General features: G+C 67.3%; 28 protein-coding genes and 1 pseudogene. 15 read left to right on the forward strand and 14 right to left on the reverse strand.

Features of this window, described 5'->3' with window-relative positions:
- Positions 1-3: 3 nt before the first annotated feature.
- Both KXD97_RS23725 and KXD97_RS23730 read right to left on the reverse strand, forming a co-directional pair.
- Positions 4-723, reverse strand: coding sequence for a CPBP family intramembrane glutamic endopeptidase (locus KXD97_RS23725; RefSeq protein ID WP_260752878.1), 720 nt, complete (start codon positions 721-723; stop codon positions 4-6).
- Positions 724-744: 21 nt separating this feature from the next.
- Positions 745-1,284: a YdcF family protein gene (locus KXD97_RS23730; RefSeq protein WP_396885499.1), complete on the reverse strand. Its 540-nt coding sequence runs from the start codon at positions 1,282-1,284 to the stop codon at positions 745-747.
- 193 nt (positions 1,285-1,477) lie between these two features.
- Between KXD97_RS23730 and KXD97_RS23735 the strand changes: the two genes are divergently transcribed.
- Both KXD97_RS23735 and KXD97_RS23740 read left to right on the forward strand, forming a co-directional pair.
- The gene (locus tag KXD97_RS23735) at positions 1,478-2,044 is read left to right on the forward strand and encodes a hypothetical protein (RefSeq protein ID WP_260758131.1); all 567 of its coding nucleotides are present in this window, start codon (positions 1,478-1,480) and stop codon (positions 2,042-2,044) included.
- A gap of 293 nt (positions 2,045-2,337) precedes the next feature.
- A complete protein-coding gene (locus KXD97_RS23740) occupies positions 2,338-3,786 on the forward strand; it encodes a hypothetical protein (RefSeq protein ID WP_260752879.1) in 1,449 nt (482 codons plus the stop codon).
- Between the two features lie 56 nt (positions 3,787-3,842).
- Here the strand turns inward: KXD97_RS23740 and KXD97_RS23745 are convergent, their stop codons facing one another.
- Positions 3,843-4,595, reverse strand: coding sequence for a S9 family peptidase (locus tag KXD97_RS23745; protein ID WP_260752880.1), 753 nt, complete (start codon positions 4,593-4,595; stop codon positions 3,843-3,845).
- Between the two features lie 101 nt (positions 4,596-4,696).
- Here KXD97_RS23745 and KXD97_RS23750 point away from each other — a divergent pair, with 101 nt between their 5' ends.
- Positions 4,697-5,578, forward strand: a complete 882-nt coding sequence (locus KXD97_RS23750) for a TIGR03854 family LLM class F420-dependent oxidoreductase (protein WP_260752881.1) — start codon at positions 4,697-4,699, stop codon at positions 5,576-5,578.
- On the opposite strand, the gene KXD97_RS23755 is transcribed toward KXD97_RS23750, so the two are convergent.
- On the reverse strand, positions 5,550-7,091 hold the full coding sequence (locus KXD97_RS23755; protein ID WP_260752882.1) for a class I adenylate-forming enzyme family protein: 1,542 nt from the start codon (positions 7,089-7,091) through the stop codon (positions 5,550-5,552). The two genes, KXD97_RS23750 and KXD97_RS23755, sit on opposite strands and share 29 nt — an antisense overlap.
- Before the next feature lie 88 nt (positions 7,092-7,179).
- Here KXD97_RS23755 and KXD97_RS23760 point away from each other — a divergent pair, with 88 nt between their 5' ends.
- From KXD97_RS23760 to KXD97_RS23770, 3 genes are read left to right on the forward strand one after another with little or no spacing between them, the layout of a single operon-like run.
- The gene (locus tag KXD97_RS23760; RefSeq protein ID WP_260758132.1) at positions 7,180-7,662 is read left to right on the forward strand and encodes a DinB family protein; all 483 of its coding nucleotides are present in this window, start codon (positions 7,180-7,182) and stop codon (positions 7,660-7,662) included.
- Between the two features lie 59 nt (positions 7,663-7,721).
- On the forward strand, positions 7,722-8,090 hold the full coding sequence (locus KXD97_RS23765; RefSeq protein ID WP_260752883.1) for an STAS/SEC14 domain-containing protein: 369 nt from the start codon (positions 7,722-7,724) through the stop codon (positions 8,088-8,090).
- 51 nt (positions 8,091-8,141) lie between these two features.
- The gene (locus tag KXD97_RS23770) at positions 8,142-8,522 is read left to right on the forward strand and encodes a DUF4267 domain-containing protein (RefSeq protein ID WP_260752884.1); all 381 of its coding nucleotides are present in this window, start codon (positions 8,142-8,144) and stop codon (positions 8,520-8,522) included.
- 10 nt (positions 8,523-8,532) lie between these two features.
- Here KXD97_RS23770 and KXD97_RS23775 read toward each other — a convergent pair whose 3' ends face one another.
- Together KXD97_RS23775 and KXD97_RS23780 are read right to left on the reverse strand one after the other, a co-directional pair.
- A complete protein-coding gene (locus tag KXD97_RS23775; protein ID WP_260752885.1) occupies positions 8,533-9,081 on the reverse strand; it encodes a bifunctional 2-polyprenyl-6-hydroxyphenol methylase/3-demethylubiquinol 3-O-methyltransferase UbiG in 549 nt (182 codons plus the stop codon).
- Positions 9,078-9,416, reverse strand: a complete 339-nt coding sequence (locus KXD97_RS23780) for a DUF3253 domain-containing protein (RefSeq protein WP_260752886.1) — start codon at positions 9,414-9,416, stop codon at positions 9,078-9,080. Before KXD97_RS23780 ends, KXD97_RS23775 begins: the two co-directional genes overlap by 4 nt.
- A 165-nt stretch (positions 9,417-9,581) precedes the next feature.
- On the opposite strand from KXD97_RS23780, the gene KXD97_RS23785 reads away from it, so the two are divergent.
- Positions 9,582-9,848 carry a hypothetical protein gene (locus tag KXD97_RS23785; RefSeq protein WP_260752887.1) on the forward strand — a complete coding sequence of 89 codons (267 nt, stop codon included), beginning with the start codon at positions 9,582-9,584 and terminating at the stop codon, positions 9,846-9,848.
- Between the two features lie 85 nt (positions 9,849-9,933).
- Here the strand turns inward: KXD97_RS23785 and KXD97_RS23790 are convergent, their stop codons facing one another.
- The gene (locus KXD97_RS23790) at positions 9,934-10,893 is read right to left on the reverse strand and encodes an alpha/beta hydrolase family protein (protein WP_260752888.1); all 960 of its coding nucleotides are present in this window, start codon (positions 10,891-10,893) and stop codon (positions 9,934-9,936) included.
- A 181-nt stretch (positions 10,894-11,074) separates the two neighbouring features.
- Between KXD97_RS23790 and KXD97_RS23795 the strand changes: the two are divergent.
- Positions 11,075-12,394: pseudogene (locus tag KXD97_RS23795) on the forward strand (NAD(P)/FAD-dependent oxidoreductase); the annotation flags it as partial.
- Between the two features lie 292 nt (positions 12,395-12,686).
- Here the strand turns inward: KXD97_RS23795 and KXD97_RS23800 are convergent.
- Together KXD97_RS23800 and KXD97_RS23805 are read right to left on the reverse strand one after the other, a co-directional pair.
- The gene (locus KXD97_RS23800; RefSeq protein ID WP_260752890.1) at positions 12,687-13,478 is read right to left on the reverse strand and encodes a DUF6498-containing protein; all 792 of its coding nucleotides are present in this window, start codon (positions 13,476-13,478) and stop codon (positions 12,687-12,689) included.
- A gap of 10 nt (positions 13,479-13,488) precedes the next feature.
- On the reverse strand, positions 13,489-13,854 hold the full coding sequence (locus KXD97_RS23805; protein WP_260752891.1) for an RNA-binding S4 domain-containing protein: 366 nt from the start codon (positions 13,852-13,854) through the stop codon (positions 13,489-13,491).
- 68 nt (positions 13,855-13,922) lie between these two features.
- On the opposite strand from KXD97_RS23805, the gene KXD97_RS23810 reads away from it, so the two are divergent.
- Positions 13,923-14,387, forward strand: coding sequence for an SRPBCC family protein (locus KXD97_RS23810; RefSeq protein ID WP_260752892.1), 465 nt, complete (start codon positions 13,923-13,925; stop codon positions 14,385-14,387).
- Positions 14,388-14,408: 21 nt separating this feature from the next.
- On the opposite strand, the gene KXD97_RS23815 is transcribed toward KXD97_RS23810, so the two are convergent.
- Positions 14,409-14,990, reverse strand: coding sequence for an FKBP-type peptidyl-prolyl cis-trans isomerase (locus KXD97_RS23815; protein WP_260752893.1), 582 nt, complete (start codon positions 14,988-14,990; stop codon positions 14,409-14,411).
- A 283-nt stretch (positions 14,991-15,273) separates the two neighbouring features.
- On the opposite strand from KXD97_RS23815, the gene KXD97_RS23820 reads away from it, so the two are divergent.
- Positions 15,274-15,615 (forward strand): helix-turn-helix transcriptional regulator, encoded by a 342-nt coding sequence (locus tag KXD97_RS23820; RefSeq protein WP_260752894.1) that lies wholly within the window; start codon positions 15,274-15,276, stop codon positions 15,613-15,615.
- An 89-nt stretch (positions 15,616-15,704) separates the two neighbouring features.
- Positions 15,705-16,199 carry an SRPBCC domain-containing protein gene (locus KXD97_RS23825; RefSeq protein ID WP_260752895.1) on the forward strand — a complete coding sequence of 165 codons (495 nt, stop codon included), beginning with the start codon at positions 15,705-15,707 and terminating at the stop codon, positions 16,197-16,199.
- Here KXD97_RS23825 and KXD97_RS23830 read toward each other — a convergent pair.
- The 3 genes from KXD97_RS23830 to KXD97_RS23840 all read right to left on the reverse strand — a co-directional run bounded on the left by KXD97_RS23830 (position 16,185) and on the right by KXD97_RS23840 (position 18,594).
- Positions 16,185-17,147 (reverse strand): carbon-nitrogen hydrolase family protein, encoded by a 963-nt coding sequence (locus tag KXD97_RS23830; RefSeq protein WP_260752896.1) that lies wholly within the window; start codon positions 17,145-17,147, stop codon positions 16,185-16,187. The genes KXD97_RS23825 and KXD97_RS23830 overlap by 15 nt on opposite strands.
- Positions 17,148-17,209: 62 nt before the next feature.
- The gene (locus KXD97_RS23835; protein ID WP_260752897.1) at positions 17,210-17,875 is read right to left on the reverse strand and encodes a sterol desaturase family protein; all 666 of its coding nucleotides are present in this window, start codon (positions 17,873-17,875) and stop codon (positions 17,210-17,212) included.
- A complete protein-coding gene (locus KXD97_RS23840) occupies positions 17,875-18,594 on the reverse strand; it encodes a FadR/GntR family transcriptional regulator (protein WP_260752898.1) in 720 nt (239 codons plus the stop codon). The genes KXD97_RS23835 and KXD97_RS23840 overlap by 1 nt, the downstream gene beginning before the upstream one ends.
- Positions 18,595-18,870: 276 nt before the next feature.
- Between KXD97_RS23840 and KXD97_RS23845 the strand changes: the two genes are divergently transcribed.
- The 4 genes from KXD97_RS23845 (at position 18,871) to KXD97_RS23860 (ending at position 22,477) form a co-directional block, all read left to right on the forward strand.
- Entirely contained in the window at positions 18,871-19,923 is a 1,053-nt protein-coding gene (locus KXD97_RS23845; RefSeq protein WP_396885501.1) for a S1C family serine protease, read from the forward strand.
- A 245-nt stretch (positions 19,924-20,168) separates the two neighbouring features.
- Positions 20,169-21,377: a low temperature requirement protein A gene (locus KXD97_RS23850; protein ID WP_260752900.1), complete on the forward strand. Its 1,209-nt coding sequence runs from the start codon at positions 20,169-20,171 to the stop codon at positions 21,375-21,377.
- A 131-nt stretch (positions 21,378-21,508) separates the two neighbouring features.
- Entirely contained in the window at positions 21,509-21,961 is a 453-nt protein-coding gene (locus KXD97_RS23855; RefSeq protein ID WP_260752901.1) for a DUF1931 family protein, read from the forward strand.
- Positions 21,962-22,021: 60 nt separating this feature from the next.
- Entirely contained in the window at positions 22,022-22,477 is a 456-nt protein-coding gene (locus tag KXD97_RS23860) for an Hsp20/alpha crystallin family protein (RefSeq protein WP_260752902.1), read from the forward strand.
- A gap of 2 nt (positions 22,478-22,479) precedes the next feature.
- Here KXD97_RS23860 and KXD97_RS23865 read toward each other — a convergent pair whose 3' ends face one another.
- Positions 22,480-23,847, reverse strand: coding sequence for a CdaR family transcriptional regulator (locus KXD97_RS23865; protein WP_260752903.1), 1,368 nt, complete (start codon positions 23,845-23,847; stop codon positions 22,480-22,482).
- Between the last annotated feature and the right edge of the window lie 384 nt (positions 23,848-24,231).

Here is a 24,231-nt window from a genome sequence, read left to right on the forward strand (position 1 = left end):
CGGTCACGCCGCGGGCAGCACTCCTGCGACGGTGAACATCAGCACAAGGCCCGGCAGCAGGTTCGTCACCTGGTGCGCGACGATGCTCGCCGTGAGGTTCCCGGTGTAGAGACGGGCCAGGCCGATCGGGATCGCGATGACCAGCAGCAGCGGGACGCGGCTCCATTCGAGGTGCGCGACGGCGAACACCACGGTGCTGACCCCGAACGCGGCCCAGCGCCCCCAGCGCTGCTGCACCGCACCCCACAGCAGTCCGCGGTAGACGATCTCCTCGAAAACGGGCGCGATGATCGCGATCAGCAGGAACACCGCGATCGCCCACGCCCAGTCGCTCCGGATTTCGCCGAACACCTGGCCGGCCGCCGAATTCGCGTCCTCGCCGACGATCTGGATCCACAGCACCGAGGCCGGGATCGTGACCAGTAGGCCGCAGACCCCGAACAGCAGCCCGGCGCCGGCGCTGCGCCAGGACCATCGGAGGGCCAGATCTGCGCGAGGCCCGTTTCCGCGCAGTCGGGTGATGACGATCGCCACCGCCGCCGCGCACGCGCTGGGCACCCCGACCGCCAGCAGGATCACCGCGACGTGCACCGTGCCGGCCCCGGAACGGCCTCCGAACAGATAGCCCAGCAGCAGCGATGTCGCAAGATAGACCGCTTCAACGAGCACGAAGGCTCCCAGTCCCCAGCGGTGCCGGATCTCGGTCCGGTGTGCGTCGACCACGGTCGAACGCTAGTTCACGTCTCAGGTGATGGTGATGAACGGGCTGAGGACGTCACGCACGAACTGCGCGACATTGATCGACGGGTTGCCGTCGGGGAAGCTCACCGTCGCCAGCACGTTCCCACCGGCGGCGGCGAAATTGCCGTCTGCGCGGTCCTGATGGGACGACGAGGTCACCAGGATGATCCCTGACGTGCTCGCTTGTTCGGCAAGCGGCACCGAGAACGCGGCGTTCTGCACCGTGCTGTTGGCTCTGCCCTCGACGATGATGCGGTGGTCGGGGATGCCGTAGAGGCGCAGCATCTTGCGCATCTGACCGGCTTCGGTGTTGCCGTTGCGTGGGTTGCCGCCGGTGACGATGATGGGCGACTGCGGGAACATGTGTCCGATGGCCATTCCCGCGAGCACACGGGTGTGCAGGATCGTGCGCATGGTGCCGTCGGGTTTGAGCCCGTACCCCAGAATGACGATCGCCGGCTTCGAGAAGTCCTTGACCACGAAGGTCGGGGGAGCCGCCACGGCGGTGCCGACGGGCCCCAGGCTCAGCAGCCCGATCGCCATCGCCAGCGCGACGATCACCACGTTGCACCGGGCCACCAGCCGGCGACGTGTCACTGCCAATCGCGGAGTCATCAACCGGTTCATCGCCGTGGCGGCCGATGTCATTACGGTCGGGTCTCGAACCGTCAACAATGCGTGATCATCGGCGATGCGGGTTCGCACGGCCGGCCGAGGCGTGGTCTGGTGGATGGTGATGTCTGTCCACCGCTGTGCCTTCCGCCGTGCGGCGCTCGCCGCGACCGCCTCGCTGGCGTGCGTCCCGTGGGCGCTCGCCGCCGCCCCGACCGCCACCTCGGCGCCTCCGCCCTACGACGGTCAGGGGTACCTCGACTCGACGGCTCGGTGCGCCGCACCGGCCACCCTGGTCGTGTTCGGCAGCACCGCGGGGTCGCGGGTGGCGATCTGCCGCGACACCGACGGCGATTACCAGTACCGGGGCGTGCGCATACGCGACGGGGCCAGGTTGATCACCTCGGCGACGCAGTCGCCGGACGGCGCGTTCACCGCGACCAATGACGGCGTGGACTACATGGTGACCTCGGAGGCATTGGTGATCAGCGTGGGGGAGAAGGTGATCCGCGACGAGCCGATGGTGGACTTCCACCGGGCGGGTTCATCGGCGCCGTCGACGACCTCCCCCCGGACACCGTCGAGCACCTCGACCCCAGCACCGTCGTCGACCGCGAAGCCCACCCCGCTGCCGCCGCCGTTGCCCGCGGAGGTCGGCGGGGCCGAAGCCGACGGGTCAACCGGCGGGTAGCACCTCCACGTCGTCTCCGACGCGGAGCGCGACGACCTGCACGATGAACCGGTGAATTGCGAGCTGGAATCGCGTTTTCGCTCGAATCCCAGCGGCGCGTCCAGCGAAACGATTCGACATTCGTCGCGAAGCCCCGGCAGAGTTTGCTGCATATCACACCTCAATTAACTGACGCACACGTCAGCAAATGACCAAATGGTGAGAGTTTGTCTCATCCAGCTAGACAGAAGGTTCCATTCTGGATACTTTTCTTGCGGTCGGGGCCGATCACAGCAACATAGGAGGGGCGCGTCATGCCCGCAGTCGCACGTACCTACGTCACCGCCGGGGTCGCCCTGGTGGGGGCGGGTGTCATCTCCGCGGCACCGATCACCACACCACAGCCGCTGCACCGCACAGCAAGCTTTGAGGTCGGCCTGGTCGCTGCCACCGCAAGTTGCGAGCCCGGCGACTCCAGCGCCGTGTGCAGCAGCCCATCGGGGCTTCCTTCGGCGACCCCTTTCACCCCGACCGCCGACAGCACGAATGTATTCAACATTCCGGCCAACCTGTTTATCGCGCTGGCGAATACGCCGTACAACTTCTTCACCGCACTCGGCCCGGGAAATGTGCAGCTCGGATCCGAACCCGATGGTGGCCCGAGCTTCCAGCCGACCTACGAGGGCGTCACCCTGAACCAACCCGACGGCAACGTCGTCGGCCTGGGCGCAAACTTGCACTACGGCGGTAGCTGGTGGGTGTACAGCCCCACCAACATCCTCGGAACCGACGCCGCCGACGTTCCGAGGTATCAGGCCATCACCAACCTGCTGGTGCCCTTCCCCGCCTTGTCCGTGCCGCTGGGAAACATGGTCGCCGCCATCGCCGCATCCCAGCTTCCGATGGACGAAGGCTGCACCGGAACCGGTTCCGGCGCCTGCGAGAATCCCTCCGGCATCACCAGCAAAATGTTCGATGTTCGTGCTATCGCGGCGCTGTTTTCGCCCGAGGGATATACCTATCCCGAGGCGCGTGAAGGCATCACCTGCAGCGAAGACGGCCAGTGCTACGTCAAGGATCCCGACGGCCGGGAGGTCCCGTGGTCCGGCCAGACCGTCAAGCTGGATCCCACCACGCCGTTCACCAGCTTCTACAACAGCCTGACCGGCACCCCTGACGTCTCGTCGATCAAGTTCGTGACACCCGAGCTCGTGTTGGCGAGCCTGGCCAGCATCTCCCGCGGGCTGAACACCGCCTACAACCCGTTCGTGCCGGGCACCCAGTGCGCGATCTGCGCGCCGTTCGTCCCGAATCCCGACAACGAGCCGGTGCCCGGACCGGTGTTCGAGGATCCCGACACCACGCCAGCTCCGGAGGCGCTCGTGGCCGGTCCGGCCACGGACAGCGCCGTCGACGCCCTGGCGGCTTCCACCCCGGCCACGGACAGCGCTGTGGTCGCCCAGGAGGCGCCCGCAGCCGCGGTCGCCCAGGACGAGGACCTCGACGCGCCGGAGCAGGCCACCGGTCCGAAGCACCGCAAGCCGACGGCCACCGGCGTGGCGGTGAAGAACGTGCGCGATTCGATCAACTCGACGATCTCCAAGCTGACCGACGGATTCAAGAAGCCCAGCTCGAAGAGCAGCGAGACGGACGGCAAGAAGGCCGAAGAGAGCACCTCGTCGAAGCAGCGCGAGTCCGGATCAGGTTCGGGTAGCAGCGATTCCGGCAGCAGCGATTCCGGCTCGGGCGGCTCGCAGGACTAGCACCTCGGTCCCGAGGACCGGCCCTTCTGCGCTCGTGACGGCGCCGACCGGCCTGCTCACAGGTACGGGTCAGCCCACGCACTGATGATGCGGGCCGCCCGTGCCGCCTGGTTCTTCCCGGTGAGCAGGTGGTCGGCGCCCTCGAGCGAGACGAAGCTGCGCGGGTGCCGCGCGGCGCGGAAGATGTCGCTGGCGTTCGCGATCCCGACCGTGTTGTCGGTCGGGGAGTGCATCACCAACAGCGCCCGGCGCAACGTCTTGATCCGCCCGTGCAGGTCCGCTTCGCGGACGTCCTCGACGAAGTCGCGGCGCAGCGTGAGCGCCTTGCCGCCGATGTGCAGAGGCGCTTCCCCCTCTGCCTCGACACGGGCCACCAGCGCGTCGTAGATGTGTTCGACGTGGGCAGGCCGGAACGGCGCGCCCACACTGGCCACGGCCGCGACCGACGGGCAGTGGTGCGCGGCCGCGATGGCGGCCGCACCGCCGAAGGAGTGCCCCACGAGCAGTCGCACCCCGTGACCGCGCTCGTTCATGAACTCGACGGCACGCGCGGTGTCGGCGACCTTGTGGGAGAACGACCCGTCGCCCCAGTCGCCTTCGGAGTCGCCCAGGCCGAGATTGTCGAACCGCAGCATGCCGATGCCCTCCCGGGCCAGCTCCTTACAGATCCTGCTGGCCGCCGGGCTGTCCTTGCCCAGGGTGAAGCCGTGGGAAAACACCCCCCACCCACGGGTCGGTCCTTCCGGCGCGTCGATCAGCCCGGCAAGCGTGGGGCCGCTGCTGCTGAGGAACGTCACGCGTTCTGCCACGGGCTCATCCTGTCACCCGGTGCGTGCCGGTGACGGGCACAAACCCGCCCCCCACTGCGTTGCCTGACGGGAAAGCAGCGACGACAGACGAGGAGTCAGCGGTGAAGGTCCGGTTCGGAGTCAGCCTCGGCGTCGATGTGGAACACGAGCAACTGCCCGCTGTCGTCGACCATCTGGAGAGCACCGGGGTCGACTCGCTGTGGTTCTCCGAACTGGTGTACGCGCCTGCGGTGGAGCCCTTCGTCGGCATGACCTACGCGTTGGCCCGCACCACGCGGCTGAAGGTCGGCACCTCAGTGGCAGTGCTGCCCGGCCGGCATCCGGTGCTGGTCGCCAAGCAACTGGCGTCGCTGGCCGCGCTGGCCCCGAAAAGGGTGCTGCCGGTTTTCGGTCTGCGTTCGGCCCTGCCGGCCGAGCGGGATGCGTTCGTGGTGCCGCACAACCAGCGGGCAGCGGTGTTCGACGAGTCGCTGCGGCTGCTCCGCGCGGCGCTCACCGAGGACCTCGTCACATTCCGCGGCGAGTTCTTTTCTGTCCGCGATGTCGACATCTACCCCAAACCGGCTCCCGGCCTCGATATCTGGCTGGGCGGATCGTCCCCGGCCGGATACCGGCGCATCGGCGAGCTCGCGGACGGCTGGCTGGGCAGTTTCGTCACCCCGGCCGAGGCAGGCCGGGCCGTCGAAACGATCCGGGCGACCGCCGAGGCGGCCGGCCGGGAGGTGCCCGAGGACCACTTCGGCATCAACCTCGCGGTCGGTGACGGCGACCTGCCCGAGTCGGTCCTCGCCGCGATCCGCCGGCGACGCCCCGACCTGGACCCCACCGAGTTGGTCGCGGCCGACTGGGCGCAGCTGCACCGCCGGATCGACGCCTACGTCGGGGCCGGGCTGACCAAGTTCGTGATCCGTCCCGCGGCCCGGATGCCTACGTCCGATTTCCTCGATAGCTTCGTCAAAGAGCTTCTGCCGCGGCAGAACTGACAAACCAAGAGCCGAGTGCACGCCGATTCAGCTTGCCGCTGGGCAGGATCGGTAACTGGTTGTCGGTGGCGGTGAGCCAGCGGGTGGGAACCTTGTAGGACGACAGGGCATCCCGCGCGCGTCGCGCGACCGACTCCACGTCCACCTCGCCCCGCGCGGGTACCAGCACCGCGCAGACCTCTTCACCACGCTCGGGATGAGCGGTGCCGACGACCACACACTGCGCCACGTCGTGGAAGCTCTCGATGACCGCTTCCACCTCCAGCGGTGAAACGTTGGCCCCGGCAGTCTTGATCAGTTCGCTGGTGCGGCCGACGTAGAACAGCCGGGGATCGTCAGACCGGCGGTAGACGCGGTCGCCGGTGTGGTACCAGCCGTCGGCGTCGAACGTCTCATGGCGTTCGCGCTTGTTGTATCCCGCCATCACCCCGATGCCCCGGACGAGGAGTTCACCGACATCACCGTCGGGAACCGGTGTTCCGGTCTCGTCGACGATCTTGATGTCGGTGTAGCCGAATCCGCCCGCGGTCTCGGACATGGTGCGGTGCACCGGGAATCCATCCGGGACATCGGTCATCGCGATGTCGAGCGGGCCCTCACGCAGCATCGGGGCCGAACTGAGGTCCCGCCCCGCGAAAGTGGGGTGTTGACGCAGCTGCTGGGTGAACGCGGGCCAACCGACGAGGCCGGTGGCCCGTTCGTTCTCCGCGAGGTCGAGCGCGGCGCCGGCATCGAGCCTCGGCAGCACCAGTAGCGTGACCGGTTCGTGCAGCGCACCGGTCACGGCGAGCACCCCGCCGATCCAGAAGAACGGCATCGCCGACAGGATCACCGGGTCGGCCTCCGATCCCGTGATCGCGCGGATCGCCGCGGGCCAGGTGGAGGTCTGACGCACCAGCGTGCCGTGAGTGTGTAGGACGCCTTTGGGATCTGCTGTCGACCCGGAGGTGTGCACCATGATCGCGAGGTCGGCGGGGGACACCGCGGTCTCGGCGGCCGTCAGGATCTCCGACGACACGGAGCCGGCACCGTCCAACGCTGTCGCCCACCCGAGGTCGCTGTCTCCGGTGAGCACGATGCGCCGGAGAAAAGGCGCTTCGGGCAACATGATTCGGGGGCCGTGCGCCCCGCTCAGTCCGGGTAACGCCTCCTGCAACCGGTCGGCGACGTCGAAGTCGAGAACCCGGGTGGGGGCGATCAGCATCGCGGCGTCGGACAGCCGCAGCACCTTCGCCAGCTCGACGGGCCGATACATCGTGCTCAGCGGGACTGCAACGGCACCCACGCGTGACACCGCCAGCCACCAGAGGACCCACTCGGCGCTGTTGGGAAAGAACAGGCCGACCCGGGTGCCCTTGCCCACGCCCTGACCGAGCAGCCAGCGCGCCAACGCAGCCGAACGCCGGTCCGCGTCGGCATAGGTGAGTCGTTCGGTCGGGGTCACCACATACGGGCGTTCGCCGCAGGTGCGCGCCGCAGCCACCAGGAGGGCCGGAACGGTGAGAGCTTCCACCCGATGATCTTCCCCAACGGCTCCGCAGACCCGTTGTCGGGTGCCGGTGGCAGGATCGGCGACCGTGACCGAACGCACGACACCGCCGATGAACAGCGACGAGCGCGCGCAACTGGAGGGCTGGCTGGACTTCCAGCGGCACACGCTGCTGCTGAAATGCGAAGGGCCGGCCGAGGCGCAGTTGCGCACCGCGTCGGTGCCGCCGTCGCCGCTGACGCTGCAGGGTCTGGTCCAGCACATGGCCGAGGTGGAGCGCAACTGGTTCCGCCGCATCCTGGGCGGTGAGACGGCGCCGCCGATCTACGCCGCCGGGGCCGGCACCGACGGCCACGACGGGGGGTTCGAGCTTCGCGACGCGGTGTCGTTCGCGGATGCGACCGCAACGTGGCGTGCCGAGGTCGCGGCGGCTCAAGCCATCTGCGCGGCCCGGCGCCTGGATGACACCGCTCCGTTCATGGGCACCGACGTATCGCTGCGCTGGGTCTATCTGCACATGATCGGGGAGTACGCGCGCCACATCGGGCACGCCGACCTCATCCGTGAACGGATCGACGGTGTGACGGGCGTCTGAGTGGGACACTGCGTCTGAGTGGCACCGAGGCACGCAGCCTGCGAGATCCGGAGGTTCCGATGATCGAAATCCTCGATGACATGCCCGACGGTGTCGCGGGTTTCCGCGTATCGGGTCAGGTGAGCGGTGACGAACTGCGCGACTTCGGCACCACGCTGGCGACCATGCTCGGCGGCGACGAGATCAGGCTGGTCGAGGTGGTGGCCGACGATTACCGGGGTTTCGGCCCCGGCGGATTCCTTCAGGATCTGAAGATGGGGCTGGGCACCCTGGTGCACCGTCACTCGGCCTTCCGCCGGGTCGCCGTCGTAACGGACAAGGACTGGGTCGCGCACGCGCTGCATGCCGTCGGCTGGATGGTCCCCGGCGATCTGAAGCTGTTCGGGATCGATCAGCTCGCCGACGCCAAGACGTGGGCAGCGGGCTGACCTCGGCGAAACCGCCACTGCTGCTGGCGAAGTCCGCGTAGGGTGCCCGGCATGGCCGCAGACCGCGCAGCCGTGATCGCCGGCGGTATCCGGCTGGCGTCAGGCATCTCCTTCCTCGTGGATCCGCTTCGGGCGAACAAGCTGTGGGGTGACCCTTCCGAACCACCGCCCACGGCCAGGCTCCTACTGCGCTCGATGGGGTACCGGGACGCGTTGATCGGCGGGCTACTGTTCGCGGCCGGGCTGCGGGGCCAGGACACCCGGGGCTGGTTCCTCGCTTCCGGTGGCGCCGACGCGTCCGACCTCCTGGGCGGCATCGGCGTTCACGATCAGATGCGCCGGTCCCAACGGGTGATCGGCCTCGGGGGCGCGCTCGTCGGCATCGGAGTCGGGGTGTGGGGTGCCGCCCGCCCGCGGCGCCGGGCGCGCTGAACGCGCGCTGTCACCGCCGCCGGGCCAGCAACCACGCCTCGCCACCGGCTTCGCCGTACGCAATCGTGTCCAGGGCGGCGAACGCGACCCTCAACTCTTTGGGCCGAGCCCGGAACCGGCCGGGCGCCGCGCCCACCTCACTGAGCGCGCTGACCGCGAGCAGACCCCCTGGCGCGAGCCGGTCCACGATCGGCCCGTCGAGCCGAGGATCGCGGAACATGTTGCACAACACCATGTCTGGACGCCCGCCCGGGGGTAGTCCGGCATCGAGGTCGATCACCTCGAACCGGCAACGGGCTGCCACGCCGCAACGCTGCGCCAGGTCGCGGGCCTGGTCGACCGCCACCTCAGAGGCGTCGCAGGCCCACACGCTCAGTCCCCGCCGGGCCAGCCACACGGCGGCGGCGCCGGACCCGCAGGCCAGTTCCACGGCGTGGCCACGGGTGGGGAACAGGTCGGCGAACGGCCGGAACCGCTCCGGCAGCGCGACGTCGGTGACCGCGACGGGTCCGCGCGCGGCGTAGCGGCGGTTCCAGCGAATCGCGTCGTCGGCGGTCATGGACGGATCCGGATCCTGATCGGGCCGCGCCACTCGCCGTCGGGGTCGAGCACCTCGCCGCGCTGGGTGATCTCCACTTTCCCCGCCCGGGCCAGTTCGCGGGCGAGGTCCCGGGCGTCGACCATGACGTCGCGCCAGCGCGCGCCACCGACCGCTCGCGCGGCGTCCGACGGGCAGGTGCTGCTGCCGGGTCCGCGATGCGCGGCCAGTGCGAGGATGCCTGCGCGTAGGCGCTGCCTGATCGGAGCGTCCCCCAGCGCCAACCTGGCCCTGGCCGCCCCCGGACCGCCGCCGCCGGCAATCCGCTCCAGCTCTGCCCGCCGTTGCTCAGCCATCCGCCTCAGTGTGCACTAGGCCACACCGCGGGCCGGTGATCAGGGCGGACTGACGAACCTGTGAACCTCCCAGAGGCAGATGTGTTTACCAGCGTGCGGTTGCGGCTAGTTGTCAGCTGTTTTCCGAAGGACTGCGGGTCGTCACCCGGGATTGGAGTTCTCACGATGAAGTTGAACCACGTCCTTGCCAGTGCAGCTGTTCTCGGTGGGCTCACCGCGGGCGCGATGGGCGTTGCGGCCACGGCCGCCGCCCAGCCCGGCTGGACGCCGCCGCCGGCTCCGCCTGCCGGGCCCAACGAGGGCACCGCGCCCGCCTGGGCACCGCCTAAGCCGATCGATCCGCTGTGGGCTAACGGCCAGCCACAGGTTTGGGATGAGGGCTGGCAGCACTGGGGCGTGTGGCTGAACGGCGTGTTCATCCCCACGTACTGATCTTCGAACCGACACACCGGCAGCCGCCGACCCCCCGGTCAGCGACGGCCGGTGCCGTCTGTCGGGCTCCGGACACCGGAGTCTGTCAGGTCCCCAGCACCCGCTGGATGTCGGGCCTCATCGCGTTGAGCTGCGAACCCCAGTAGCCCCACCCGTGGGTGCCATTGGGCGGGAAGTTGAACACGCCGTTCCCGCCGCCGGCCGCCCGGTACTGCCGCTGGAACTCCTTGTTGCTGTCCAGCGTGATCGCTTCGAGCACCTGCCCCGGCACGTCGCCGCCGCCACCGAGCTCACCGGGCCGGCCGGTGCCGCAGTACACCCAGAGACGGGTGCCGTTGGCCACCAGTCGTCCGACGTTGACCGTCGGGTCGTTGCGCTTCCACGCCGGGCCACCGCCGAATCCCCACATCGCCGTCGAGCTGAAGCCACCGGCGTCGCGCATCGCGATGCTGACCAGCAGCGGCCACACGCCTTCGGAGAGGTTGAGATAGCCCGACAGCGATCCCGCGTAACTGAACTGCCCCGGGTGGTAGGCCGCCAGGATCAGCGCCGCACTGCCTGACATCGACAGTCCGACAACGGCATTGCCGCTCGGCGAGATGCCCTTGTTGGCGGCCAGGTAGGCCGGCAGCTCCGAGGTCAGGAACGTCTCCCACTGGTAGTTGTACGTGGCGCCGTTGCCGACGGCCGGGCCCTGCCAGTTGGTGTAGAAGCTCGACATGCCTCCCACCGGCATGACCACCGACACGCCGGACTCGAAGAACGTCTCGAACGCCGCCGTCTCGATGTCCCATCCGCTGTTGTCGTCGCGGGCCCGCAATCCGTCGAGCAGGTAGACCGCTTTCGGACCGCCGCCCTGGAACCGGACGGGAATGTCGCGGCCCATCGCCGCCGATGGCACCATCAGCGTCTCGACGGGCAGTCCCGGTCGCGAGTACGCCGCCGCCGTCGCCGACCCGCCGGCCACCGCGATCAGACCTGACAAAAGAAGAGTGATCACTGCGCTCACCGACAACCGTCGTGCCACGCCTCGTATCGGGTCCATTCGTTACCGCCGTCCTCTCGGCGCGCCAGAGGCGCGCATGCCTGGAAAGGCACGTCCCCTGCAGACCGTTGGTTTGGCCTGCATTGCCCGTGCCGCATCCGTTACTTCGTCATGTGACGATTCGGCGTTACGGTCGGCGGGCGCTTCGGCTGGAAGACGGGCGGGTACTAGCCTCGGCGTGATGAGCCAGAGTCGTCCCAAGGTGTTGATCATCGGCGGCGGGTTCGGGGGGCTGTTCTGCGCGCGCCGGCTGGCCCGGGCCGCGGTGGATGTGACCGTATTGGATCGGTCGGCCGGGCACCTTTTCCAGCCGTTGCTTTACCAGTGCGCGACCGGGACTCTGAGCATCGCGCACATCAGCAGGCCGCTGCGCGAGGAGTTCGCCCGGCACGCCAACATCCAGACGCTGCTCGGGGAGGCGATCGAGATCGACCCCGACCGGCGCGTCGTGACGGCCCTGCGCCCCGACGAGACCTCCTTCACGGTGGACTATGACGTGCTCGTCGTCGCGTCCGGAATGCAGCAGTCTTACTTCGGCAAACCTGAGTTCGCGCAGTGGGCGCCGGGGATGAAGACCCTCGACGACGCACTGGGCATCCGGCAGCGCATCTTCACCGCGTTCGAGATCGCCGAGACCCTGCCCCCTGGACCGGAGCGCGACACTTGGTTGACCTTTGCCGTCGCCGGCGGCGGACCGACCGGGGTCGAGCTGGCCGGCCAGATCCGTGAGATGGCCACCCGGACGCTGGCCAACGAGTTCCACAGCATCGAGCCGGAGGAGTCCCGGGTGCTGCTGTTCGACGGCGGGGACCGATTGCTGAAGAGTTTCGCACCGGACCTGTCGGGCAAGGCGGCCCAGACCCTGCAGAGGCTCGGGGTGGAGATGCATCTGAGCGTCCACGTCACCGATGTGCGGCAGGACGGAGTGACCGTGACCCCGAAGTCGGGCGGGCCCGGGGAGCAGTACGCGGCGCGCACGGTGTTCTGGACCGCCGGTGTCGAGGCGGTGCCGTTCGCGCGGCATCTGGCCGAGGTGCTCGGTGTGCCGACCGACCGCGCCGGCCGCCTGGCTGTCGGGCCCGACCTGTCGGTGCCCGATCGCCCCGAGATCTTCGTCGTCGGCGACCTGGTGGGCCGCGACGACCTGCCCGGCGTCGCCGAGAACGCGATGCAGGGCGGCCTGCACGCGGCCAACTGCATCCGCCGCGACCTGGCCGGCCGGCCCCGGCGCCGGTACAAATACCGCGACCTCGGATCGGCGGCCTACATCAGCCGCGGCCACGCGCTGCTGCAGGTCGGCCCGGTCAGGATGTCGGGGTTGCTGGGCTGGATCGCATGGGGCCTGTTGCACATCGCGTTCCTCACCGGGATGAGCAACCGCATCAGCACCCTGACAACGTGGTTGGCCGCCATTGCCCGCGGAGGCCGCTACCACCGGGCGTTCATGTTGGGCAGTGCCACCACTCCCGAACACCGCTACACGTGGTCGAGCTGGGATCTGCCGACCTCGCCGACGCAAGCAGGTGTGAACAACGGCGCACCGGGCATACGTTCGGCCATGACGATTTCACCGGACGACGTGCGGCGCCTTCTCGACTCCGACGACGACGGTGCGACGCTCGTCCTGATCGAGGGCCGTGCCGAAGTGATCAGCGGCGGACAGAAGGCCGGCGACGCCTACCGCGGCGCGCTCGAAGTGATCTCCCGCCGGGAACTGCTTGACCGCACCGGCGGCGCGAGCCGGCTGACCGATGACCAACTGACCGCGCAGGCCGCATCGCTCGACACCGCGGTCAACGAACTGGGCGGTTAGCCCGCCCCGGCCAGGGTTGCTCGTTGCGTTCCCACCGGGCGCGCTCCTCGGCCTGGCTCTCGGTCCAGAAGTCCTCGAAGCGTTGTCCTGGTCGGGTGTTCGGCACGCGGTTCATGGCGCGGCGCAGCCACTCCGGCGGCCGGGATGGCTCCCATTGGGGCACAACGAAACTCAGTGAGGCCATGGTCTTCAGTGTGACGAAGACCCCGAAGAACGTGCTCGGGGCATCGGTGAGCGCCACCGCGAGGAGGCCTAAGATCAGCGTCAGGTGTACGACGATGACGCGGCTGAATCCGCGCTGGGCGAGCGTTTCGAGCTGACGGAACGACCACGCACGTAATCCGGCCAGGTCAACCACGAAATCGACGCACAGGAACGCCATCACGAACAGGCATCCGTATCCGACACTGCGCCAATCGATTTCGGCGAGACCCTGCTGCCTATTGCGGCTGAGCAGGAACAGGATGACCGCCATGAACACGCCGTGCGCCGCGGTGAAGCTGAGATTGGCGACCAGGAAACCGGACAGGAAGGATGCTGAACTCTTCGACCGTTGCCGGTTGGTGGTCGCCGCGATGTACTCGTGGTGACCGCGCCGAGGCGCCCACCGTTGATGAAGAAGGATGCGCCCGGCGATGAACAGGGAACCGGCGAGCGTCTCGAACCAGTAGACCACCAGCGTGGTCGCCCCTGACCAGCCCTCGACGAACCAGCCGACCGCAGGCACCGCGACGACGCCCAGCACCGCGAGCACATGAGCCAGACGCGTCATGACGGCGCGCTCAGCCGTGCCCTGCGCGCCACTTGTCCAACATCCGGCGATCCCGTTTGGTCGGGCGGCCGGCGCCCCTGTCCCGGACCGCGAGCGGCACCGACAGCGCGGGAGGCGGCGGGGGAGTCCGGTCGAGGTAACACGTCACGGCGTCCGCAGCGCCGACGCGCTTCTGGATGATCCTGGCGACCTCGACGATGCGGGTGGTCTCCCCGACACGGGCACGGACCTCGTCGCCGGGGGACACCGGGGTGGACGGCTTGGCCGGCCGGCCGTTGACTTTGACCTGGCCGCCACGGCATGCCGACGCGGCGTCCGGTCGGGTCTTGGTGAGCCGGACCGCCCACAGCCAGCGGTCCACGCGAGTGGACTCCATGGGATTCATCATCGCCTACCGGCTCTGCCAGGTTTGGGCGACAGGCGTTTGTGGGCAGTGTGACGGGTATGAGCGACGACAAGAAGGTCACGGTGGAGCGGACCATCGACGCACCCGCCGACGCGGTGTTCGATGTCCTGTCCAACCCGCAGCGGCACCAGGTACTCGATGGCTCCGGCTTCGTCCGCGGCGTGGATCACGCCGACCGGATACAAAAGGTGGGCGACGTGTTCACGATGAACATGCAGGGCGACCACATGGGCGGCGAGTACAAGACCGACAACCACGTCTGCGGGTATGTGAAGGACAAGCTGCTGGCGTGGCAGACCGCTCCTGCGGGCACCGAACCTCCGGGATGGGAATGGCTGTGGGAGTTGGAGGCCCACGGACCCAACGAGACGCTGGTCCGTCACACCTACGACTGGTCGAAGGTCACCGACAAGCGGCTGCTGGAAAAGGTCAAGTTCCCGCTGGTCACCGAGGACCAGCTCAGCGATACGCTGGCTCGGCTCGCAGCCGAGACCTCGTCATAACCCAACCCGTCACGACATCGCTCAACCGGTGACTTCGAGGATCTTGATCGCGAAGATCAGCGAGTCACCGGGCAGGATGCCCGCGCCGGGCTGGCCCTCGGGGTAGCCGTCGGCGGAGGTCATCGCCACCGCGACGGTGGAGCCGACGTTCTGACCGGCGATGGCCTTCTGGAACCCGGGCACGACCCCATCGAGCGGGAACTCCACCGGCGCACCGCGCTCATAGCTGCTGTCGAACACCGAACCGTCGCGACCGTTCACACCCATGTAGCAGACGGACACGGTGGCGGTGTCGGCCACGACAGGCCCTTCGCCGGCCTGCAGCGTCTGCACCTGGGTCTCCGCGACGCTGAACGGTGGCGTCACGGTGATCAGCGGAGCTGTCGTATCGGTCGAACCGGTCACCGCGACGTCGCCGGCGGTGCCGGGCAGTGTCCACTCCGGCGAGCCGGTGCCGTCGGGGGTCGCGGTCGGGCAATCCGGCGCCTGGGCGTCCGACGAGGGCACCAGAGTCGAACCGCAGGAGGTGAGGGTCATGGCCGAGACAGCGCCGGCGGCGAGCGCGACGGCGGAACGCAGACGAAGGGATTTCACCGGCGCCACGCTACCGGCATGCCACGGGTGCGCCTGCACGCCGGCGTCATCGGCGACGAGCTGACCGGGCTGTTCTGCACGGCCGACGTGGTGGTCGCGCCGGCGGTGGCAGCAAGCGATCTTCGGTGGTGACGCCAATGGCGTTGCTGCTGAACGGTGATCGCGGTGTTGACGATCAGCCGAGCGGACGTCGCGCATCTACGGAAACCCCGCAATACACGCCTGACGCTCTCCCAACCGGCCCCTGAAATATTCCTTGACAGGAATATCTCACGACCTTAGGGTTGGCGCCATGCAGCCCACCGTCTTCGCGGCACTCGGCGAGCCGAGCCGCCTCCGGATGGTCGAACTGCTGCGCACCGGACCGATGTCGGTGGGGGAGATCGCCGAGAAATTGGACATCCGCCAGCCGCAGGTGAGTAAACACCTTCGGGTTCTTGGGGAATCGGGGATCGTCACTGGTGAGGCTGTGGCCCGCCGGCGGATCTATCACCTCACCGCCGAGCCCTTCGAGCAGATCGCCGAGTGGATCGAATCCTTCGAAACGTTGTGGGAGACCCGTCTCGATTCGCTGGGCAGCTACCTCGATTCCATCACCGATCAAGGGAATGGCCCTGCCCCGGAAGACCTTTGACACGGCAGCCACCGCCGGCACGCCCACCGGAACGCTTCATCGAGAGATCGTCACACGAGCCGTCGGCGGACGGCAGATCGGAGATCACCATGCTCTTGCAGCTCCTGAAACCGAAGAACCTCAGCTTCGAGCGCACCTACCGCGCTCCAATGGAGACGGTCTGGCGGGCCTGGACCGATCCCGACATTTTGCGGCAGTGGTGGGGACCGGAGAAGACGGTCGTTCCCGAGTGCCGTGTCGACCTGCAGGTCGGCGGTGAGCTCTACATCGTCATGGAGGCCGGCGAGGCGATGGGCAAATACCAGGGCACCCGGTGGCCCATGGCGGGCACGTTCACCCGGATCGATGCGGGCGCCGGCCTGACCTACGACGCCCGGTCATGGACCGAGGGTGAGGAGGAGGGGACCACCATCCACCACACCAACGACGTCACACTGTCCGCGGGTGACGGCACCACCACGGTGCGCCTTCAGGTCACGATCACCAAGATCGGTCCTAAGGCCAAGCTGGCGGCGTTCGGCATGAAGTGGGGATACAAGGCGCAATTCGACAAGCTGGAGAAGTACCTTTCAGCCCACGCTTGAACCCGGTTGGTCAGCGCGGCGACCCGCTCCTGGCCGCACCACGTGACGGCGGTACCAGCGCCGCCCGTGCCAGCGCTGATAGTGCCAGGCCGCCGCGGGGAGCGGACCACGCCGGTGCAGCCAATACCGCTGGGGCAGGTCGAGCTCCGGTGTGCGACGGCCGATCTCGATCTCTGCGAGCACCACGCCGGGGCCCTCGTCGGCGCGGCGTTCGGCGATAACCTGACCGCGGGCGTCGGCGATCAGGGTGGAGCCCTCGAAGTGGCCGCGATACGTGACCGGCAGCCAGGGCATGCGGCATGTCAGACCGCCGGAGTGCGCCGCGTGCAGGATGGGTGCGCCCACATACCGGGCGAACATCGGCGCGACAGTTCTCGCCGTCGTGGAGTTGTCGTGTTCCCAGCGGTCGAATACGGCGCGGGGGTGCCACCCGGGGATCGACCACCACCCCGAACCTGTCATGAGCAGATCGACTCTCGAGCGCAGGCGCGCGGCGGAACGCGTGCGCATCAGCTCCCAGCACACCGCGGCGCCCACCTGATAGCCATCTGCTGTGAACACGCCGTCGTCGCGTCCACCGGTGTAGAACGCGTTCTCCCACATCGTCGGGAGGTCTTTGTCATGCCGTCCTACAAGTCCGTTCGGCCCGACCGCCAAGTAAGCATTGCGTACGTGCCCGTCGGCGTCTCGACAGAGAAAGGAACCGCCGACCAGAGCCTGATGCCGACCGGCGAGCGTGATGAGCAACTCGGTCGCCGCACCGTCCGCAGGGAGCGCGGCGTCCTTGAGTGAATCGACGAAGCCGATACCCGTTGAGAAGAACTCGGGAAGCGCGATGATCCGGGCGCCGGCGCGGCCCGCCTGGTCGGCGAGTTGTTCGCATGCGGCCAGGTTGGCGGACACGTCGCCGAGAACCGCCTCCAATTGGACTGCCGCTACCCGCACCATGACTGGACATAGTAGAGAACACACGCAGCGGGCCGCCTGGCAGAACCCGCGACGGGTAAGACCTACCGCTGCCCGTGCAGGTACTTCGCCGTGGGGGACGTGGGGACCGTGACCGGATCGGGGTAGGTGCCCAGCACCCGGTCGGCTGTGCCGGTGCTGGTGACCGTGTACCAGTAATGCGCGTTCTTGAAGTGGTGCTGGCGGTGGTTTCGCCAGATCGCCCGATAGACGGCGGTCTTGGGCTTGTAATCGGTGTGGACGAGGAAGTGACACCACTCGTAGCACAGGCCCAGCACTGTCAGGAAGGTGAGGAAGGTGAGGCCGAGCGCTGTGCGCGGAAACGCCAGCAAAGCGATCCCCAGTGCGACGGGCAGCACCCAGACCACGGCTTGCCATGGGATGAAGATGAGCGCGATGTCCCTCGGATCGACGTGGTGTTCCCGATGTTTGCGTGCCAGCAGAGGGTCGATACGCAGCATGCCGAGCTGGCGTGGTCGCCAATGCAGGATGCACACGTGCACAAGCCATTCGAAGAACGGGAAGGCTGCGAGCATGACTGCGGGCACGAGGACGTCGGTGATCTGCCAATCTCCGAGGGCGATGCGGACGCCGGCCGCCACGACGAGCGTCGCGCCGATCATCCAGGGTGAGGGATGACGCCAGAATTCGCGCCCCGCGTCCAACAGCGTGAATCGTCTGCGGGCTGATCGGGCCGGGCTGGTAGTCATCAGCGTTCCTCCAGGGTGTGCAGTGCATCCAGCAGAGCGTTCGTCGCAGGTTCGAGGAGTTGGTGAGCCTCGGCGTGGGCCGCGGCGGAGTCGCCGGCCAGGACCGCGTCGGCAACCGCTCGGTAGGCGTCCACACGGCCGACTTCGGCGGCCATCATCGTGGCTAGGGCGGACAGCGCGGGTTCGTAGGTGGCGCGCAGCGTGTTGAACATGAGCCGGAATGCGATGGAGTCGGCTCCGTCGACGAGGTGGTCCCAGAAGTCCAGCGCGTGTCGTTGCGCGGCAACGGGATCGGTTTCGTCGTTGAGCGCACGTACGGTGGCATTCAACTCGTCCGACAGCTCGGGGCCGCGGCGCTGCGCCGCGAGCTCGGCCACTTTGGGTCCGTTGTGCAACCTGGTCTCGAGGATGCTGCCGACGACGGCAAGGTCGAGTTCACCGGCCCGGATCAGCAGCCGGGGGAGTAAATCGAGCCCTGCGGTGCGCCGGAAGTCGCGCACCGTGGTGGCGTCGCCCTGGCGAACCTCGATCAGTCCCGCGGCGGCCAGCCGCTTGAGCGCCTCGCGAATCGCGGGCCGCGAGACCCCCAACACCTCGGCGAGCCGCCGCTCGCTCGGCAGCGTCTCACCCGGCCGCATCTCACCACTGAGGACATCGTCGATGATCTGCTCGAAAACATCCTCCGGGACCGAGCGACGGTTCACCGGTCGCAGTGCCATGCCACCGAGGATTGCAGGACCGACGGTCAGACGTCAACTGGTCAGACCAATCCGCAGGGCGTTGTCACCGCTGCCTGGCCTCTACTATGTCGATCTCCTGCTGCCCCGGTGCGTGGGTTTTTTCGGCCTGACAGGCCAACTGTGTGCATCGGGCTTGGGACCGGCAGGACCATGTCGATCGCGCGTCGAGGTGGGAAGGTTCTTTTGCAAACGGTGGGCGCCGGTGATTGCCCCACGGCACACACGACCCCAATAAGGTTGGGAGGCGCGGAGTTGCTGCACTCATCGTCGACCGTACGCCCCTGGGTCTGGATGCTGCGACTGCTCGCCGTCACGGTCACCCTTCTCGCCGGATGCAGTAGCTCGACCAACTCTGCCGAGACCGGTACCCCCGCCCCACCCAACGGCTCGCCGGCCCCAGCCCCGACAGCCGGCACTGACATACCGGCACTCGTTCGACAGGTCGAGCCATCGGTCGTCACGGTGCTCACCGAGACCGGTGTGGGCAGCGGCATTGTGTACAGAGCCGACGGCACAATCGTCACCAATGCGCACGTGGTCGCGGGCGCGCAGGACGTCACGATAGCCCTCGCCGATGGGCAACAGGTTCAGGGAAAGGTTCGTGGCGTCGACGAGGTTTCCGACGTCGCCGTCATCCAAGCCGACCGAAAGAGCCTGCCCGCCGCGAAATTTCAGAATCCGCTGCCCCAGGTCGGCGAACTCGCCGTCGTCATCGGCAGCCCGCTGGGATTCGAGGCGACAGTGACATCCGGCATCATCTCGGGATTGCACCGCCAGATCCCCGGGTCGGCGTCCACCGGCGCGTCGCTCGTCGACCTGATCCAGACCGACGCCGCCATCTCCCCGGGCAACTCAGGGGGTGCGGTTCTCGATGCGCAAGGAGAAGTTGTCGGCATGAGCGTGGCCTACATTCCGCCGACGGCGGGTGCGGTGGCCCTTGGGTTCGCAATCCCGACGGCGACCGTCGTCGACGTCGCCGATCAGCTGCTGACCACCGGTACCGTCCGCCACTCGTATATTGGCATTCAGCCCGCCACCCTCACCCCCGAGATCGCACGCCTGCTGGGAGTCAACCGCACGAGCGGAGTGGTGGTCATGCGGGTCTCCACCCCGAGTCCCGCTGCGGAGGCAGGCATCCGACCGGGCGACATCGTCATCGCATTCAACGGTGAGGAAACCGCGACAGCGGAGGAACTCATAGCAGCGCTTCGCGGCACCAAGCCAGGCGACCGCGTCCGGTTGACGGTCTTGCGCGGAGCCGAGACCCGAGAGATCACAGTGGTAGTGGCGGAGCGTCCCGCCGCGTAGAGCGATCGTGCCGTATTCGGAGTCGGCCTTGTGCTGAGGGGGCGAACTCGGCGCCGAAAATTCGGTTCGTCGGCCCCACTCCGTGGCTCCCTCGGCATCGCACACTACGGGGAGGACGCAGACACTCGAAAAGGAAGCAGTTGTGAACGACGGACCGCGGAGATGCTGCTGACTCGGATCACCCTCGAGAACGTCATGCCGGAGAACGACATTGCACGGGCAATGATCATGGCCGCCGGTCGACGATGACGGTCGACGACGGCAACGCTCTTGGGGGACCGGCCGGGCGCGAACCCAACACCGACGAATTGCGGGGGCCGCAGGAGGTTGAGGGGCGGTCGGTCGGCTACCTGGAGTTGTTCTTCGACCTCACATTCGTATTCGCGATGTCGCAGGTCACTCACCTGATGCTCAGCGACATGTCCTGGCAGGGTTTCGGCCGGGGTATGCTTGCGCTCTTCGCCCTCTGGTGGGCGTGGGTCTGCTACGCCTGGCTGACCAACATGTTCGCAATCGCGCGGGTGGTCTACACCGCTCTGATCGTCCTCTCGATGGCGGCGATGATGATCGCGGTGATCGTGCTGCCCATTGCATTCACCACGGGGACCCTCATTTTCGGGCTCGCGTTGCTTGCTGTCCGGCTCATCAACGCCGGGCTGTTCATCAGCTCGGCATCCCGAGGCGGGGCTGAATTGGTGGCGACGATCCGGCGGCTGAGTGTGGGCCTGCTTGTCGGGCCGACCCTGATCGTCGCCGCCGCGTTTGTGGACTCCCCTTACCGCGAGCTGCTGTGGGTAGCGGCGGCCGCAGCCGATTTCGGCAGTCCCTTGGTAGCGGGAACCAACGGACTTCTGGTCGTGCCTTCGTATTTCGTCCATCGCCACGGTTTGATCATCATCATCGCGCTGGGCGAGGCGATCATCGCGCTGGGAGGCGGTGCATCCGAACACCATCACCATCCCGGTGTCCTGAGCGCTGTGGTTCTCGGAGTGCTGATCACGGCCACCCTGTGGTGGACCTACTTCGGCCTCGCCGCGGGCGCCGAAGAACGTCTTCGACGAACACCCCCTTCCGAGCGGGCGGCGTTGGCCCGCGACGCCTACAGCTATCTGCACCTGCCGCTCGTCGCGGGGATCATCTTCTTCGCCCTCGGGGCACGGGTTTCGGTGGAACACCTCGACAAGCCGCTGGCGCCGCTGGCCGCCCTCGCCCTCACCGGTGGATTGGCGCTGTTCTACGTCGGCGAGGTCGCCTACCGATGGCGTGATCACCACCAGTTGGTAGTCGATCGGCTCCTCACCGCGGCCGCCTACCTCATGGTGTTTCCGGTGGCGACCGAAGTCCCCGCGCTGGTATCGCTGACCCTCCTTACCACGATCGGAGCCTTACGACTCGCATGGGAGCTGTGGCGGCGCCCCCAGATCGGAACCGTCAGAGCGGGAACAGTGCATTGACATGACCTGCCGGGCCGAACCGGCTCGGCGAGATTGCGCCTGCGGGTCCGGTTCGGTGTCGCCGACGACAATGCCAAAGTTGAGCGTTGGCCTGCTCGGGCCGGTCTGGATCTTTGGAGCGGAGGTATCGAGTGACCCATCCCTCAGGTATTCCGGTGTTGGAAAGGTTCTTCCGCTCGGTGGGCGGCATCAAGATCGACAAGAACGATGTGCGCCGCTTCCGCGAGTTCATCGACGAGAAGATCGATGACATTGCCATCGCCGGGCGTAATTCGGCCAAATGGAACGGGCGTGACGTGATCGTGCCGCAGGACCTTCCGATCACCAAGGGCGTTCAGGAGCGAATGCGCGAGTTCGACAAGCTCGAGGAGGCCGAGGAAATCCGTGAGCTGCTGCGCCAGGCGGTGAGGAATCCACCCGGGGACGTCATGTTTGCCGAGGATACCGAGCAGCTGCTGCCGGAGTTGTTCGGCGGGTTGAGTATTGCGGTGGCCCGCTCGTTTCGCGTGGTGGACGCCACCGTGTCCAACCCGTCGACCGAAGATTGGGATCGGGTGTATGAGCTCTTTCGGCTGGTGTTCTGATGTTCGCCGTGTCTCGCCCGTCGTGACGGACTTACCGCTGATTCGTAAAGGGGAAATGACATGACTTCGGCACTGCAACGTTCCGCCGGCCAGGCGGAGAGGCGCCCATGGCGCGAGCTCGAGAATCTTTATGCCGAGATGGGTCGGCTCGCGCAGTCGGTGTTCGGTGGATCCACGAGTGAGGGTGCGTGGATGCCCGCGGCCGATATCGTTGAGACCGACAGCGCCTACATCATCGAGCTTGAGCTTCCGGGGGTGCGGAGCGAAGACGTGGACGTCACGATGAACGGCAACGAGTTGGTGGTCACCGGCGAGGTGAAGGAGCGCAAGCGCGAGGGCCTGTTCCGTCGCCGGACACGAAAGGTCGGTCGATTCGAATTTCGGGTAACGCTGCCGGGCTACCTGCGCAACGGCGACGTCGAAGCAACGTTGGCGTATGGCGTCCTCAAGGTTTATGTGCCCAAAGAAAGCACACAGTCGAACAAGATCACAGTGAGTGAGTCAGTCGAAGGCTGACCCTAGAGACCCGTGGGACCGGGCCGCTGGTCAGCCTCAGGATTGAGGAACCGCCACGCCCGTGTCGCCGCATGGAGGTTGAACCGGGTATCGACTTTGCGGAGGTCGTGGCCGGTGAGTTCGGCGATGCGCGCCAGCCGGTAACGCAGCGTGCTGCGATGGATGTGCAGTGCGGCTGCGGACTCGTCATAGTTTCCACCGCATTCCAGGTAATCGCTGAGCGTCAAGACCAATTCGGAGCTTCTGCTCTCGTCGTAATCCAGGAGTGCGCCCAGCCATTCGTGGACGAAGGCTTCAACCGTCGCGCCCTCATGGGCGGCGGCGATCAGACGATAGAAGCCGAGGTCGTCGAAAGCCGCTGCGCCGTGAGGATTGGCCGAGCGCAGCCGGATGTTCAGGGCGCGACGCGCCTCGACGAAGGACCGCGGCAAGTCGTCGGGCACTTCGCAACGAGTGCCGATGCCGATCACACTACTGGCCTCACCGAGGGCTTCAGTGATCGCGTGGTAGAACGCCCGCGGGTCCGGACGGCCGTCGGTGAGCAGCACCACCAGGCCCTCGCGGAACCCCTGCAGGTAGCTCAGGTGCAACGCAGCCGCTGCGCGCCCAGCGACGGTTGCGACCGCGCTGTCTGCGTGACCGGGGGTTTGCACCGCCACCACGTAGTGCGGGCGCCGCAGGTCATGGCCGAGGGCATCGGCACGCGCGTACGCACCGTCCCGATCGGTGCCTGCCAGCAGATCGTCGACCAGATTGCGGCGCAGATTGAGTTCCATTTCGGCGAGATTTCGCTTGTGGGCAAGCTCCAACGCGAGCACCCTGGCGCCGAAGCACAGCGCGACCAAGCTGTCTTCGGTTACCGTGTTCCCCGAGTCCTGCAATGCCAGGACTCCGAGGACCGCACCTCGGGACTGGACAAGCGCGAGCACGCGGCCTCCGATCCGCGCCGAACCGTTCTGTGCCGCCAGCTCGTGCAGCAACAGGGCGCGCTCGTCCGTTGTCTGCTTAGGGTAGGGGTGGGGCTCTCCAGGTCCGGCCCAGCAGCGCAGGTTGCCGAACCTGTCCTCGAACCCCACAGACAGCCCCGTCAGGGCATACAGCGCATCCGCGACACCCAGTTCCCCCGTTCCCGCTGCCACCGCCGAGCTCAGAATCTCCTGCATGTTGGTTTGGCGTTGCAACCGCAAAACAGACGTGGCGAGCTCGCGATTCGTTTTCTCCAGTTCGCTGTTCGCCTTCGCCAGCAGGCCGGCATAGCCGATGTTGTGGTCGCGCAATGCTGCATACGCCAGGGCGGCGCCGGCTTGCTGCGCAAGGATATTCAGCAACAGCATGTGGTTTTCCGACGGGGCGCTGACGGCACTGAGCACCAGGCAACCCAGAGCGGAGCTCTGGTGACGCAGCGCAAGCCCCCACCCCCACCGTCCGTCCTCTACATCGACCTGCCTGTCGCAGCCGGACTCACGAAGCTGTCGTTCAATTTCGGGATACTCGGGCTGGGAACGTGGAAAGCGAGCGAACTCACGGTCTACACACCTGTAACTGGCCTTCACCTCACAGGGTGAGACGTTTCCGACTGCGCCCGTGGCAACCTCGAAGATCCCGCCAGTGTCACAGTCACCGTAGTCGACGCGCGAGAGCGCGGCCAGTTGCGCTGGCGAAACCAGTCCGGCTTGCCAACTCTGCCCTGGCGGGCTGAGCGATTCGGCATTCATGGTGAAGTGGCCGCGCTGACCGAGTCCTTCTGTTACCAC

It is taken from the genome of Mycobacterium sp. SMC-8 (assembly GCF_025263565.1).
Lineage (GTDB): Bacteria > Actinomycetota > Actinomycetes > Mycobacteriales > Mycobacteriaceae > Mycobacterium.